The organism is Burkholderia sp. LK4 (assembly GCF_001043615.1).
Taxonomy (GTDB): Bacteria; Pseudomonadota; Gammaproteobacteria; order Burkholderiales; family Burkholderiaceae; genus Burkholderia; species Burkholderia cepacia.
On record NZ_LDUL01000047.1, the window covers coordinates 233,245 to 247,966 of the forward strand.

General features: G+C 64.1%; 12 protein-coding genes and 1 pseudogene. 3 read left to right on the plus strand and 10 right to left on the minus strand.

The features are described from left to right. The first annotated feature begins 684 nt into the window (after positions 1 to 684). The gene (locus VK92_RS43555; RefSeq protein ID WP_081082806.1) at positions 685 to 894 is read left to right on the plus strand and encodes a sigma factor-like helix-turn-helix DNA-binding protein; all 210 of its coding nucleotides are present in this window, start codon (positions 685 to 687) and stop codon (positions 892 to 894) included. A 644-nt stretch (positions 895 to 1,538) separates the two neighbouring features. Beyond that, a complete protein-coding gene (locus tag VK92_RS42580) occupies positions 1,539 to 1,811 on the plus strand; it encodes a hypothetical protein (protein WP_165589094.1) in 273 nt (90 codons plus the stop codon). Here VK92_RS42580 and VK92_RS40535 read toward each other — a convergent pair. Continuing rightward, positions 1,704 to 1,994, minus strand: a pseudogene (locus VK92_RS40535) (transposase); the annotation flags it as partial. The gene VK92_RS42580 and the pseudogene VK92_RS40535 overlap by 108 nt on opposite strands. Before the next feature lie 118 nt (positions 1,995 to 2,112). Between VK92_RS40535 and VK92_RS24530 the strand changes: the two are divergent. Continuing rightward, positions 2,113 to 2,847, plus strand: a complete 735-nt coding sequence (locus tag VK92_RS24530) for an ABC transporter substrate-binding protein (protein ID WP_048027329.1) — start codon at positions 2,113 to 2,115, stop codon at positions 2,845 to 2,847. Between the two features lie 95 nt (positions 2,848 to 2,942). On the opposite strand, the gene VK92_RS24535 is transcribed toward VK92_RS24530, so the two are convergent. From VK92_RS24535 to VK92_RS24575, 9 genes are all read right to left on the minus strand, one after another. After that, entirely contained in the window at positions 2,943 to 5,660 is a 2,718-nt protein-coding gene (locus tag VK92_RS24535) for a TonB-dependent receptor (RefSeq protein WP_048027331.1), read from the minus strand. A 362-nt stretch (positions 5,661 to 6,022) separates the two neighbouring features. Beyond that, entirely contained in the window at positions 6,023 to 7,381 is a 1,359-nt protein-coding gene (locus VK92_RS24540) for an MFS transporter (RefSeq protein WP_048027332.1), read from the minus strand. Continuing rightward, positions 7,374 to 8,084 carry a hypothetical protein gene (locus tag VK92_RS24545; RefSeq protein WP_048027334.1) on the minus strand — a complete coding sequence of 237 codons (711 nt, stop codon included), beginning with the start codon at positions 8,082 to 8,084 and terminating at the stop codon, positions 7,374 to 7,376. The genes VK92_RS24540 and VK92_RS24545 overlap by 8 nt, the downstream gene beginning before the upstream one ends. A 2-nt stretch (positions 8,085 to 8,086) precedes the next feature. Further along, entirely contained in the window at positions 8,087 to 8,956 is an 870-nt protein-coding gene (locus VK92_RS24550) for a 2OG-Fe(II) oxygenase (RefSeq protein WP_226233668.1), read from the minus strand. Then, positions 8,937 to 11,321: a TonB-dependent receptor plug domain-containing protein gene (locus VK92_RS24555; RefSeq protein WP_231616478.1), complete on the minus strand. Its 2,385-nt coding sequence runs from the start codon at positions 11,319 to 11,321 to the stop codon at positions 8,937 to 8,939. Before VK92_RS24555 ends, VK92_RS24550 begins: the two co-directional genes overlap by 20 nt. Positions 11,322 to 12,073: 752 nt before the next feature. Next, complete coding sequence (locus VK92_RS24560) at positions 12,074 to 12,505, minus strand: ExbD/TolR family protein (RefSeq protein ID WP_048027339.1); 432 nt, start codon at positions 12,503 to 12,505, stop codon at positions 12,074 to 12,076. 12 nt (positions 12,506 to 12,517) lie between these two features. Next, positions 12,518 to 12,940, minus strand: coding sequence for an ExbD/TolR family protein (locus VK92_RS24565; protein ID WP_048027341.1), 423 nt, complete (start codon positions 12,938 to 12,940; stop codon positions 12,518 to 12,520). Between the two features lie 12 nt (positions 12,941 to 12,952). Further along, positions 12,953 to 13,888 (minus strand): MotA/TolQ/ExbB proton channel family protein, encoded by a 936-nt coding sequence (locus VK92_RS24570; RefSeq protein WP_048027343.1) that lies wholly within the window; start codon positions 13,886 to 13,888, stop codon positions 12,953 to 12,955. A gap of 69 nt (positions 13,889 to 13,957) precedes the next feature. Next, complete coding sequence (locus tag VK92_RS24575) at positions 13,958 to 14,650, minus strand: energy transducer TonB (protein WP_048027345.1); 693 nt, start codon at positions 14,648 to 14,650, stop codon at positions 13,958 to 13,960. Between the last annotated feature and the right edge of the window lie 72 nt (positions 14,651 to 14,722).

The window sequence follows — 14,722 nt, forward strand, 5'->3', positions numbered from 1 at the left end:
GACAAAGTTAATTTCACAAATCAGTTAACAAAGTCACGGTTCCGATTTGATCTTGTTCCTTCCTGTTTGCCCCACTTAGTATCGTGACGTCAGCTATTGCCAAGGGTCATCGCTGAGGTTCGGCGAGTCGTTGTCTACCCCCGGCCCGCGACTCGATTCAGCCATCGACTCCTTGCGCCGACGGTTCTTTCTCTCAAGCTTGCAAACACCATGGTGCTTCGACCATCACAGGGATGCAACGCCGTGCCCCCGGAACACTGTTCGTCAAACCAGGTGAATCGATGCACGATCACCTCGACCTCGGTCCGCACGCGCTTCTCGATGTCATTGGACGCGAATTTCAGGACGGACGGTTTACGATCGGACAATGTGCCGCTCACCTGCCTCATCCAGCAGGGTTGAATCGCATGCACGCGCGGATCCAGATGGCCGTTCGATTAGGTTTGATCGTCCGGGATGGCACACGCGAGGGCCACGGCTTCCGGCACGCGCCACACGCATGGGAGCCGGTGCGTCGCCGGCTTGAAGAATGTTGAGAATCGTTATCGTGACTTTCGTTTTCCCGACGAAGGGATAAGACGCGTGTGACGCGCTTCTTTGCGTCTGGCTCCCTGAACCGGATAGCTCACTTGCGACAGCAATAGCAAATGGTTCTCGATCGCCCGTCCTGCCCGGCCCCGGCCGATGCGTCCCGACGCCCACCGCCGTCGTCGATTGGCCCCGCTGGCACAACCGCTGGATGGCCTTCCGGCCGTTTGCCGCGAGGCATACTTTCTGTGTCGCGTGCGCGGGTTCCGCATCGAACAGGCGGCGCGCTCGCTCGGGCTCGAGCCGACCGTCGTGCGCACCTATCTCGTACGGGCGCAACGCGCCTGCCACGCCGCACTGCCCTGAACTGTGAGCCGCTGCGAAGAAAAGAATCGCAGGCCAGGCCAAGAGCCCTCGAAAAAACCCGGGGAAAACGATGTCGCTTGCAGAGATTGATCGGGACGGGTGGGGACTGGATGATGCCGAGCCGATCGCTTTGGCGCACCCCGCCACCTTCTGGTTACCCGAGCGTCAGCGACGCGAGTCCCTCGTTCCGGGCGACATCGTGAAGTTCATCTTTCGTATTCGGACAGCGGATCGGGAGAGAAACGAAAAGAACGCATGCCGGTAACTACAGAAGGAATCGTGGGAGGGGTGTATGTTGGTCGGTTAGATAACGACCCATCGTGTACTCGCGACATGGTTGCCGACTTTGAAGTCAAGTTCGAGGCTCGTCACGTGATCGATATATGTGACTCGGACGGGTAGGCAAATAGGAGAGTTGTGACGCAGCGCAGCCTTGGGCCTTTCGCACAAGTCGTTGGGTTGAACTGCTTTCTTTACGCCGCCGCTCGTACAACCATCCTGCAACTCGAAATCCTGCCGTATCAAAAGACGCCGTCCCATCGAACGGCCACGATACGAGCGATAGATAATCGAGAGCACGAAACAGCGCATTGCCGGCCAGAGACGGCCGGTCATTGTTCAATCTTTGATCGCGAAATCCGATTATGCGCACCCTGTTTATCTGCACACGAAATCGACTGCGAAGCCCAACAGCCGGCATGCCCGTTATTCTCGATTTACTTAATGAAACTGCGCGACCAACATGGTTCGCTTATCCGCGCCACTTTGCCAGGGCAGCTGAATTGAATACTCTCAACGTGGAGGCCAGTTCAAAAAGGCTGTTCGATACACCTGAAGATACTCCAACAGACAAGCGGGCAACCGAGTTTCAGGAATGCTTCGTGAATGTCAGCCCGTCGCTCGAAGCAAGTGCGTAGGCGACGAAAACTGTGGAGCCAGGAGTGAGTGCGTTCGACCATCCAACGATACTTGCCGAGTCCGCTGCCGTGTCCGGCCCGGCGCTTCGCGATCACCGGCTGGATACCGCGATCGCGCAGGGCTCGCCGATGCCGCTCGGAGTCGTGGCCGCGATCGGCGTAGACCACGCGAGGCCATTGAATCGCTCGATGCTGCCCCGTCACGAAAGCCGGGTGATAAGCTCGATGCCGGCGCACTGTCGTGCTTCGACTCGCATCGACACGCCCGGAACCCTGCCCCTACGACCGCAACGAGCCACCCATGCCTCTCGCCCCGTCCATCCTCTCCGCGTTCACGCCTGCCGGCAAGCTGCGCGCGTCGATCAATCTCGGCAACCCGATCCTCGCGAACCGCGACCCCGAAACCGGCGAACCGTTCGGCGTGTCGATCGACCTCGCGCGCGCGTTCGCCGAACGCCTGTCGGCCGAGCTGGAACTCGTGGTGTTCGACACCGCAGCCAAATCGGTGCAGGCGCTGACCGACGAGCGTGCCGATTTCGGTTTCTTCGCGGTCGACCCGCTGCGCGGTGAAACGGTCGCGTTCACGGCGCCGTACGTGCTGATCGAGGGGTTCTATCTCGTGCGCGACGCGTCGCCGGTCCGCACGAACGCGGACGTCGACCAGCCTCACAATCGCGTGACCGTCGGCAAGGGCAGCGCGTACGACCTGTTCCTCACACGCGAGCTGAAGGCCGCGCAGATCGTGCGTGCACCGACGTCGCAAGCCGTCGTGCAGACCTTCGTCGACCAGCAGCTGGAAGTCGCGGCGGGCGTGAAGCAGCAGCTCGAGGCCGACGCGGCGAAAACGCCCGGCCTGCGCCTGCTCGACGAGCGGTTCATGGTGATCCGGCAGGCAATGGGCGTGCCGAAGCGTCGCGGCGAAGCCGCCGCGGCGGCACTGAACGCATTCGTCGAGGAGATGAAGGCGTCGGGCTTCGTCGCGGATGCGCTGCGACGGCATGGCATCACCGGCGCATCCGTCGCGCCGCCGGGCTGACCGAAAGCGGCTCGGCAGCATGACCGGCGGCGGCAAGCCGCCGCGCGGCGCGTGAGCGTCGGCGCGCTGCCGTTCAAAGGCAAACGCAACGCCGCTCAGAACCGGTACGTCGCCCCCACCTGCGCAAATCGCCCGACGTACGTATAGAGCGACGAATCGTAGCCGGTCGGCCCCGCCATCCATACCGGATCGAACGGCGGCTTGCGATTGAAGAGGTTGTCGATCCCCGCGTACAGCGTCCAGTGCTTGAATCCCGTATAGCCGATCATCAGGTTGAACTGGCTGTACGACGCAACGCCATCCGCCATGCCGGGGTACGTGCCCGGCGCGAGAATGGCCTGCGCGTAAGGGCCGACATAGAGCCAGCTCAGGGTCGCGTTCCACTGGTGATGGTTCCAGCTCAGGTCGGTATTCCCTTTCCAGCGCGGCGAACTGCCGCCGAACGGCTGGTGAAGTGCGCCGTTGTTGCCCGCGTAATCCCTTTCCACGCCGCCAACCGGCATCTTGAAGTGCCACATGTACGCCCAATCGCCGGACAACGTGAAGGTGCCGATTTTCGTCGCGACCGTCTGGCGGAACGTGGCCTCGAAGCCGTCGGTGTCCAGCGACGACAGATTGCGATACGGCAGCGTGACATAGGCGATGCTGCCGTTGGCATTGCGAACCACCTGCGACGGATCGTTCTGATTGACCACGACCTGCACGTCGTCCGTGCCGATCACGTTGTCGATATGAATCTTGTACCAGTCGAAACCGATATCGGTGGTACGCGTCGGCGAAAACTGGAAGCCGACGTTATAGTTCTTCGTGCGCTCGGGCTGCAGGCCGCGATTGCCCGCACGAATTTCCTCGACGATGTTGTACGAACCCGGATTGTTCGGATCTCGCGCATCCACCACGCCTTGCGAGCCGAACGTCCGCGACGACGTGTTCTCGATCAGCGTCGGCGCACGGAAGCCGCGATTGTACGAACCGTACAACGTGAGCTCCCGCACCGGCTGAAAACGCAGCGCGAACCGCGGCGAAAACGCGCCGCCGAAATCGCTGTAGTGATCGTAGCGGCCCGACTGGCTGAACGTCAGCGTCTTCAGCAGCGGAATGTCGAGCTGATAGTAGACGGCCGCGACATTGCGCTCGCCGTCGACGGACTGGATCGACGGCGACGTCAGCTGGCCGCTCGCCCAGCCCGCTCCCGTGCCGATGTACTGGCTCTGATGCATGAACTGCGCGCCGAGCCCGAGGCCCACGTTGCCCGTCGGCAGCCTGAACAGGTTCGGGCTCGACAGCGTCGCATCCAGCACGTCGAGCTTCGTGATCGCCTGGTTCGACGTGCTCTGGTAAAGGCCGTTCAGTCCGTTCGGCGTCGCGGACGGGTTGGAGAAATCGAACGTGCCGTTCCGGATGATGTTCGTCAGCGCGCTGGCGCTCATCTGGTTCGAATAGTTCTGCGAGACCGTGTCCTGCGAATGCGCATACGACGCGCTCCAGTCCCAGTCGCCCGCGGACGGCACCGCGAACGTTCCCTTCACGCCCGTCGCGGCGCGCCAGTAGTTCGAACTGACATGCACCGACTGTGACGCCGGAAACGCATAGCGCAACTGCGTCGGCACGCCGAACGGATTGTAGGGATTACCGGCCGGCACGACGTTCGATACCAGCGCTACGCTGCCCGTCGCCGGATCGTAGGTCTGCGTACTGGTCGTCAGGCGGCCGACGCCGCGGTTCGCGACCGTCGTGTTGTTGCTCTCCCACAGATCGGCGAACGCCTGCATCGCGTCGTCGATCCTGAACTCGCCGTGCAGCTTCGCGCTCAGGCGCTCGGTCCACGGCGAAAGCGACGACGCGCCTGCCGTGTTGCGCTGGCAGATCGTGCCGCCGGCGCCGAACGATTGGGAATTCGCGTTGCCGGGGGCGACCTTGCCGCCATACGCACAGGGGTCGAGCGGCACGTTGCCGTTCGCCCTCGCCCAGTACGACGTCGACTGGTTGGACAGGCCGCCGGGATAGTTCGAGAAATTCTGGTTCTCCGTCATGTTCCGGTCGGAAGCGAGCACGCCGTTGTTCTTGTAGTAGCTGAGCGCCGCCGTCACGTTGAAGCGATCCGCGTTGATGTCGCCGAAGCCGCCCAGCAAGCCGAACCGGGTCGTGCCCGCGCCGCCGCCGCCGTTCGTCGCGCCGCCGTAGCTGCCGGTCAGCTCCAGGCCCCGATAGTTCTTCTTCGTGATGATGTTCACGACACCGGCGACGGCATCGGAGCCGTACTGCGACACCGCGCCCGTCTTGACGATCTCGATCCGGTCGATGATGTTGAGCGGCAGCGTGTTCAGGTCGAAGAACTGATCGGTGCCGTTGGCCGCGTACGCATACGGGGCGGCGCGCTGGCCATCGATGAGCACCAGCGTGTATTTTTCGCTCAGCCCGCGCAACGCGATCCCCGATCCGCCGACCGCGAAGTTGGCCGTCGCGGTCGAGCCGTCCCCCCAGCTGCTCGATGAATTGGCCGTCACGCTGCGCAGATAGTCCGCGACCGTCGTGTGGCCGCTGTTCACGATGTCCTTCGCCGTGATCGTCTGGACCTGGTTGAAGCCGACCTTGTCCGCGCTGCGGATCAACGACCCCGTCACTTCGAAACGCTTGACCGTCAGCGCGTCGTGCGCGCCCGATGCCGGTAACGCCGGCGCCGCGGGCACGACCACTGCCGACGCCGGCGCGTCGGGTGCCGGCTGCAACTGCGCCCATGCGGACGCTCCCGGTACCGCCGTGGACGCGCAGAACCACGCTGCGGCAATCCCCCTCACCACGCTTTGCTTCATCTATTTTCCCGCCCACAATCGCCGGCCTGGCCGCGCGTATTCATTAAACGGTATCTATTTAGATATCCGAATTCATTTTCTAAATGCAGATCGTTCCGGCTCGACGAGGTACCTGCCACGTTTCGGGCACCGTGCCCGATTTCACGTCAACCCGAGTCGCATGGACGCCGCACGGGAATCGCCCGCGGCGTCAGGTCGACGTTGTCTCGAAAGCACGCATGCGCGAGCCGCGCCCCGTGCGAGCCAGGCAGCGCGCCTGTCGGGCACGACGACGGATGCCCGGCAACCGCCCGGACATCCGCCTGCTATTGACGGGAACCCGTTCGCGCGACGATCCGCGAGCGATGCGACTCCGGCGCCGGTCAGTCGATGGCCACCGCCACCGACTCGCGCGACAGCACGTGGTACAGCGCGCCGGCGGCGAGGATGATGGCCGCGAGCGCCAGCATCAGCGTCTGGTAGCCATGCCGGAAATCGTCGACCTGCCGCATCAGGAAGATGGCGAACGCAATGCCGCTCGCGCCGCCCACGTTGTGCACGGTCCACGACGTGCCCATCGCCACGGCCGCCTTTTCACGCGGCAACGCACCCAGCGCCACCAGCGTCGAGGGCCCGAGTATCGCGCCCCAGCCGATGCCGAACAGCAGCAGCGGCACGACGAACCAGGCTGCGTCGGGCTGCCCCGCGACGATCGACAGCAGAACCGACGCGACGACGAACAGCGACAGGCCGGTCACGATCACCCGCGACGGGCCGAGCCGTTCGCTGCGGCCGCCGATCCAGGACGACGCGATGGAGAACGTGATGGTCGCCGGCAGCAGATACAGCCCGATGGTGATGTCGCTCTTGTGGAGCTGGGTCGAAAAGAAGATCGGCAGGGTGAGCAGCACGATGCAGTAGAAGAACGCGAGAAAGAACGTCGCGAGCAGCGCGGACAGGAACCTCGGTTCGCGGAAGAAATGAAACTCGACGATCGGGTCGCGCGTACGCAACTCATGCCAGACGAACAGTGCCAGCGCGACGAGCGACACCGGCAGCAACCAGAGATTGAGCCCGCCGCCGTCGACGGACAGATAGCTGACGAGCGTGGTCAGGCCGACGACCAGCAGCACGCAACCCGTCACGTCGATGCGCTTGCGCGCCTGCGCCTTGAACTCCGGTATCGCCCAGGCGCAGAGCGCCAGGCTGATCGCGATGAACGGAATGTTGATCAGGAACGCGTCGTGCCAGTCGAGCGCGCCGGCGAACAGGCCGCCGATGATCGGGCCGAGCGCCAGCCCGACGCCGTTGGCGCCGAACAGGATCCCCAGCGCCTTGCCCTGTTCGTTCTCGTCGAACGTATAGCTGACGATCGCGCCCGATACCGTGTACAGGATCGCGCAGCCGATGCCCTGCAGGAAGCGGAACCCGACCAGCAGCCAGAACTGATGCGCGATACCGGCCAGCAACGAAGCCGCGCCGAAGATCACGAGGCCGACGATCAGCAGCTTCTTGCGGCCCAGGTTGTCGGCCAGCGTCGCAACCGGCACCATGAACGCGGACAGCGCGACCATGAAGATGGACGTGATCCACTGCGTCGTCTGGATCGGGATCGAAAAGTCGCGGCCGATCGCCGGAAGAATCGTGTTGACGACCGTGAGATCGATACATCCCAGGAAGCTCGCGATACAGATGCCGGTCAGCCCGACGTATTTCCGAACCTTGCTCGATGAATTAGTCATGCGCCAGTGCCTCGGTTTCCTCGTCTGCGTGCGACTGCGATTTTTTCTTGAACTTGACCGCCAGCCAGTTGGCGCGGGCATCGCTCCCGTTCTGCACGAAAATCTCGCGGGTCTTGCTCATCGCGGCGGTCATCTGCTTCGGGTAGATGATGAAATCGATGCCGTCCCGCGCCCACATCGGCATGATGATCGGGCATTCCTCGAGAATGTAGAAGAGCGAGCGATAGAATGCGTCCTCGTGTTCGCGGGTGCCCTGCACGAGCCCGTTCCGCTCCGCGAACACGCCGATGGTGTCGTTGATCGCGTAACGGTATTCTGGATTCGAGTAGTACTCGTTCGTGATCAGATGGTAGTACTGCGAATAGTCGTCGCGGCGCAGCAGGTCATCCCATCGCAGGATCTCGCGCCGCATCGACAGTTTCGCGAGGGTTCCCTCGTGGTCCCGCAGCCACGCGTCGCCGCGGTCGCGGCTTTTCTGATAGTTGCTGCGCGCGGAGCCGGTCGCATAGTTGTGGCGCTGCAGCGTATCGGCCACGCCGATCACGCATTGCCCGAACCCCGCCACGTTGATCTTGTCGACGGTCGCCGCCAGCTTTTCGCCTTCGTGATATTCCTTGCCGACGCTGATCAGCAGCAGTGCCGTCTTGCCGACGTACTCGTGTGCCTGAAATTTTCCTTGTGCCTGCAATGAAACCTTGTACATGGTCAGCTCCAGTAAACTAAGGGTTCGGTAACGGATTTGATGCCGACGAAGGCGCTCAACGTGACCCGGTCGGTGCCCCGGACAGGGCGAACCGCGTGAATGAAACGCGGATTCAGGAAGATCAGGTCGCCCACCTCCGGCTTGATCACCAGGTCGGGCGCGCCCGCCTGCTCGCGGCCGATCCCGTAGTGGCGATCGCCCTTGAGCGCTTCGTATTCGCGCGCATCGGGTGCGACGCGCCAGAGTTCCAGCTCGCCGCCTTGCGGCGGCACCTGCAGATAGATGTTGGCCGACAGCTGATACTGCAGCGCCCATCCGGTGCCTGCCGGCAGCGTCCATTCCAGGTTGTCGATGTGCGGCTCGAGATCCACGCCGGGCGTCAGGTAGCGGCACACGCCGACGAAGCACTTGCTCCCGTCCACGCTCAGCAGCCGTGCCCCTTCGGGCCACGCGTCGTCTAGCAGCGTGCGGAACCGGTCGACCGGCGACGCCAGCTCGCCGAACAACGTCCGAACGCGCTCGATGTTGGCGCGCGCATGCCGGTGATACGCCTGCCGCACCTCTTCGGATCGCACCTCCGCGTACGCGATGCCGAGCCGCGTAAATTCGGCTGCGTGACCCAGCGCGCCCCGGTCGGGATGGGCGAACAGCTGCTCCTCCGCTCGCCGGACGACCGCCGGCGGCGTGAACGCACGAATGCGTATCGCGAGCGCATTGCCTCTGCACAAATCGAGAATGTGATCGGCGCACAGCGACGTTTCGTCGACGTCGATCACTGCATGGTCAACCTCTGCCGGTCGGTTCATGGCGTGATGGAATGAAGGAGTGAAGGAAGTAAGGGAGCCACGCGCATCAGAGCAGGTAGCGGGCACGCAGGTAATAGAAGCCGCCGTTGATGCCGATCGGCGACGACACGATGTCGTACTGCGTGCCCAGGAACTGGTTCTCGGACGGCAGCTTGCTCGGGTACACGTTGAACAGGTTGTTCGCGCCCACCGCGATTTCGAACTTGCGTGTCATCGCGTAGCGCAGCTCGACGTCGGTGACGTATCGCGCCGCGTTCGTGAAATGCGCGAAGCGCGTCGTCGAAAATGCATTCGGACCGCTCCAGTAGCTCTCTTCGCCGGAGGTCGTGCCGTAACGCGTTTCATGCAGGCTGAGCGCCCATTTGTCACGGTGCCAGGTGCCGCCGACGATGATCTTGTTCTTCGGCGTCGACGACGTGATGTAGCCGACCTGCTGCGCATTCAACAGCGTGTTGCCGTTGGTGTCGCGGCCCACGCTCGTCACGCTCGTCGTGTTGAAGTTGATGCCGAGATCCCAGTCGACGCTCCCCCACCTCGCGAAGTTGCTGCGATACGTGGCCAGGATGTCGAGGCCGCGCGTGCGCGTATTCACGCCGTTCGTGAAATAGTTCGCCGTCACCGACGGCAAGCCCGCCGGCAACGTGATGCCGGCCTGCGTCAGCGCATCGATCGCGGCCTGTCCGCTATAGGTGCCGCCCTGCACGATCCGGTCGCGGATGTTGATCTGGTACGCGTCGATCGTCACGTTCAGGTTCGGCAGCGGGTTGAGCACGAGCCCGATATCGAAGTTGGTCGACTTCTCGGGCTTGAGCGGCGTCGCGCCGAGGTTGCGTGCGGCCTGCGAGTTCGGGGCCAGTTGCCCGTAGGCGGAAAGCGGCGAGATGTTCAGGTTCGTGAAGTACTGCTGCGCGAGCGACGGCGCGCGAAAGCCGGTGCCGACGCTTCCGCGGACCGCGATGCGCGGCGTGATGTCGTAGCGTGTCGAGACCTTGCCGTTGGTCGTGCTGCCCACGTCGTTGTAATGCTCGAAGCGCCCCGCGAGATCCACCTGCCAGTTCGGCGCGAGCCGGGTGGCGAGATCGATGTAGGTGCCGAGTACCTCGCGCGATTTCGACAGCGCACTGAGCGGCGACAGGCCCGGCAACGCCTGGCTGCCCGCACCGTAGGTCGACGCGGGATCGCCCGCGCCGACCGTGTAGCTTTCATGGCGATGCTCGGCGCCGACCGACACGTTGAGCGGCGCGGGCAGCAGCGGCAGGTGGAATGCACGCGACAGGTCCAGGTTGTTGGTCCACTGCGTGTTCGTGAAGGTCGACAGGCGGAAGCCGGTCGGCGTCGATCCGGTCGCGGCGAACAGGCTCGTGTTCGCCGAATTGACCATGCCGATGCCGATGTTGTCACGGCCGTAGGTCGAGCTGATGTCCCATGCCCAGCCGAGCAGCCGGTCGCCTTTCACGCCCGCGGTCAGCGAAAAGTCGTTTTCGTTGATCGTTTCCTGCGGCGTGAAGCCGTTCGGATAGAGCGCGGGCAGGACCGACGGCAACCGGTAATTCTGGTAGCTGCCGCCGCTCCGGTGCGCATACGTGCCGAAGCCGTACAGCTTCGCGCCGCCTTCGAGCAGGTATCCCGCGTTGAAGGCGACCGATTCCCGCGTGCTGGCAGGCGACCCGAGAATCAGGTTGTCGTTCCGGCCGGTTCGCGGATCGGCGCCGGTTCGCACCGTGTGATTCTGCCGGTTGTATTCGGCGCTCAGGTCGACATAACCGGCATCGCCGAGCCTCAGCCCGATGGTGGCCGCATTGTTTTGCGCGAGGCCGTCGCCCTGATAGGTCTGGCCGGTCGTGTTCGACACCTCGCCACCCTGGTAATTCGACTTGAGGATGACGTTGATCACGCCGGCAATCGCATCCGAGCCGTATTGCGCGGATGCGCCGTCACGGAGAATCTCGACATGATCGATCGCCGTGACCGGGATCAGGTCGACGTCGACACCGGTCGATCCTTGCTGCGGCCCGCGGTTCAGCGACACATTCGCGGTCGAATGGCGGCGCTTGCCGTTCACGAGCACCAGCACGTAATCGGGGCTCAGCCCGTGCAGCGTCAGCGCGCTGGTCAGGTTGCCCACATCGCCGCGCATCGCCTGGCGCGCGATCGACGGCGAGAGCTGGACGAGTGCGTCGCGCAGGTTGCCCTGCCCGGTGCGCCGCAATGCGTCGCCGCTGATCACTTCCACCGGGGCGGCGGCATCGCGCACCTTCCGCGCGCTTTCACGCGTGCCGGTCGTGACGACGACGTCCTGAACGGTGACGACCACGTCCCGGGTATCGCCGGCAGGCGCCGGTTCCGGCTTCGTGCCTTGTGCCCACGCGGCGCTGCCGGCGGTAATCCAGCAGGCGGCCAGCGCCAGCGAGCGGCAACGGGGGATCCTCACGCGCGCAATGTCGTTTCTCTGATCAACCACTTCAAGGCCCTCATTTCAGCGAGCCGCGAAGTATCGTTTCATTCTCGCGTCACGCTTCTCGTTTGTTTTGATATCAGTGCGTGACGAATCATCCTCCTGGTGTAATCGTTTGTTAAATAACAAATACGCATTTTCATTTATCAATTCATCCGACAATTAGCGACCTTGCGGACGATTACGCAATCACGCAGAAAATGTTGCGATTGCGTGGCGAATTGAAATGGCGCCGGTTAAATCGGCAGATATTGACGATGCCCGATTTGAATAATTAAAGGGAATATGCGCACGTTTGTGAAATATCGGTTTCGCTCGACAAGCTGCGCATTGCATGTTCGAACCGATGGGCCGGAAAGTATCGTGACGATGTCGACATCATTGCGATGGCGGAACGATCGCAGCCCGGCGGCCCGGCTCCGCTTCGAGCCGTCTCCGCTGATGGGGGTGGCCGGCTCAGGAGGAACGCGTCGGTTTCTCGATGCGAATGGATGGCCGGTCGCCCGGCGTATCCGTTTGCAGCTTGGCAGGTGATCTGCTCGTGCGGGAGCGTCGGGCCTGGGCAACACGTTTGCGTCACCCGGCCAGCGAATGCGATTCACGCGGGGTTGCGTGAAGTTGCGTGACAGTGCGGCGATTGCGCGGGCAGCGGCACGCGAGCGGATCGCGCGATCGCGTGCGACCCGGCGGGATACGACTCGATCCGCGCCATCGCTCTTTCGAGCCGCTCACTCCATGTACTGCTCGTTGCCGATCAGGCCGATCTTCGTCGCGCCTTCGCGCTGGGCCGAGGCCAGCACTTCGGCCACCGCCTTGTACGGTGCGGACTTGTCCGGGCGCAGCCGGATCTCGTCCTGGTCGGCCTCGGCCGCCACCGCGCGGAACTTCGCGTCCAGCGCGGCCCCGCCGCTCACTGCCGCGCCGTTCCAGTTGACTGCCCCGTCCGCACCGATGTCGATCTGCACCACCTGGGGCGGATGCGGCGGTGGCGGTGGGTTCCCCACCGGCAGGTTCATCTTCACCGAGTGCATCTGGATCGGAATCGTGATGATCAACATGATCAGCAGCACCAGCATCACGTCGATCAACGGCGTGGTGTTGATGTCCACCATCACGTCCGGCTCGTCCTTGCTCCCTCCGGAGCCTGCGTTCATACCCATCGTTCGAACTCCCTAGCCCCCGCGCGCGGGCGGCTGCGTGATGAAGGCGACCTTGAAGACCCCGGCCCGCTCGCATGCCGCGACGACCCGGCCGATGTACCGATATGGCGTCGCCTGATCGCCGCGCACGTGCACGTCCGGTTGCGGCGCCTGCGTCGAAATCTCCTTCAGGCGCGACACCAGCGTCGGAAGGTTCACATGCTCGGTGCCCCAGAAAAGGTCGCCCTGCCGGTTCACCGCGATCTCGATGCTTTTCGGCTGGGTCTGCAGCGGCTGGACGCGCTCCGCCGGCAGCTGCACCTGGATCGTGTGCGTCACCACCGGGATCGTGATCAGGAAGATGATCAGCAGCACCAGCATCACGTCCACGAGCGGCGTCGTGTTGATCGCCGAGATCACCTCGTCGTTGTCGTCACCGCCGACACTGATTGCCATGACGCGCCCCGCTTACGACTGAACCGCCAGCGCCTGCGGCGACTGTGCCGCCGGCGTCGCGATGCGGCCCGCCGCGCGCCTGCCGCCCGCGAGCAACACCGTGTGCAGTTGCGCGCCGAAATCGCGCACGCGTTCCATCACGGACTTGTTGCGACGCACGAGGAAGTTGTAGCCGAGCACGGCCGGCACGGCGACCGCCAGGCCGATCGCGGTCATGATCAGCGCCTCGCCCACCGGGCCGGCAACCTTGTCGATCGACGCCTGGCCCGCGATGCCGATGGCCGTCAGCGCGTGATAAATGCCCCACACGGTGCCGAACAGCCCGACGAACGGCGCGGTGGAGCCCACCGTGCCGAGAAACGCCAGGCCGTCCTGCAGGCGGTTCGACACGCTGGTGATCGAGCGCTCGATGTTCAGCTCGATCCAGGTGTTGCGGTCGACCGAATCGAGCAGCGCGGTGTCGTGGTGCTCCCCCGCCTCGATCGCATTCTCGGCGATGAAGCGAAACGGCGACGTATCGTCGAGCTGGGCGGCACCCTCGGCCAGCGTCGGCGCATTCCAGACCTGCTCGTCGGCCGACTTCGCGCGGCCGTTCGCGCGTGCCTGCTCGATGAACTTGGTGACCATGACGTACCAGCTGCCGAGCGACATGACCACGAGCAGCCCCAGTACGAAACGCGCGACGAAGTCGCCGTTCGCCCACAGCGCGCCCAGGCCGTACGGGTTCTCGACGGTGGCCGACGTCGCGGGTTCGGGCGGCGGCACCGCACGATCGGCCGCACCTGAGGCAGCCGGTGCCGCAGAGGTCAGTGCCACGCCGGAGGTTGCCTGGCTCGCGGATGCCGCCGCTTGCTGTGCAAGCACGGCTTGCGGGGCGATCAGCGTGCCGCCGATGCCGGCCGATATCATCAGACTTGCCGCGACTGCGGCGCGAAAACGCTTGTTCATAAGGACTCCGTATGCGTCATGTGTCGATTCGAAAAACCGGCCCGGTCGAACGGCTTGCCGTGGCCTGCGTCAGTTCAGGTTGAAGGAAAACGGTACCCGCACACGCACGGATTGCCCCTGGGCGATACAGTTGAAGCGCTTGACCGCGTTGAGCGCCGCACGATTGAGCACCGGGTCGGCCGGCTGCGCGACCCGCAGGTTCGTGACGCGGCCGTCCGGATCGACGGTGAATTCGACGGTCACGTCGCCCGTGATGTTGTTGTCCTGTGCCTCCGCCGGGTAGACGATCGACGACCGCACCTCGTCCGAATTCGGGCAGACCACACCGATCTCGCGATTCACCGGCTTGGCAACCGGCACGGGCGCGGGAGGGGCTTCGTGCACCTGTGCGCTCGGCGCGGGCACGTCCTGGTGCGTGATGGTCGGCTGCGGCGGGGCCTGCACGTGCACCTCCGGCGGCGGCACGAACGGTGGCGGCGGCGGCGCCGTCACCCTCGGCTTCGACACGACCTTTTCGACCGGCTTCGGTGGCGGCGGCGGAGGCGGCGGCTTCACCGGTGCGATGATGCGTGCCTCGATCGGTTGCTGGACGATCTGGACGACCCGGGTCGCGAGACCGTTCACGAGCGCCCAGATCAGGACGAGATGCAACGCAATGGCGATCGCGATGCCGCCGAAGCGGCGCACCGGATGCGTCTGCCTGTTGCCGAAGCGGCGTGGGCGGCCGATTGCCGCGAGCCGGGATGGAGAAGCGGTGGTCATGTTCGGTCCAGTTGCAACGAGATCGAAGGTGCGGCGTGCCCGGCGGCATCCGGTCCGTCGCCGACTTCGATC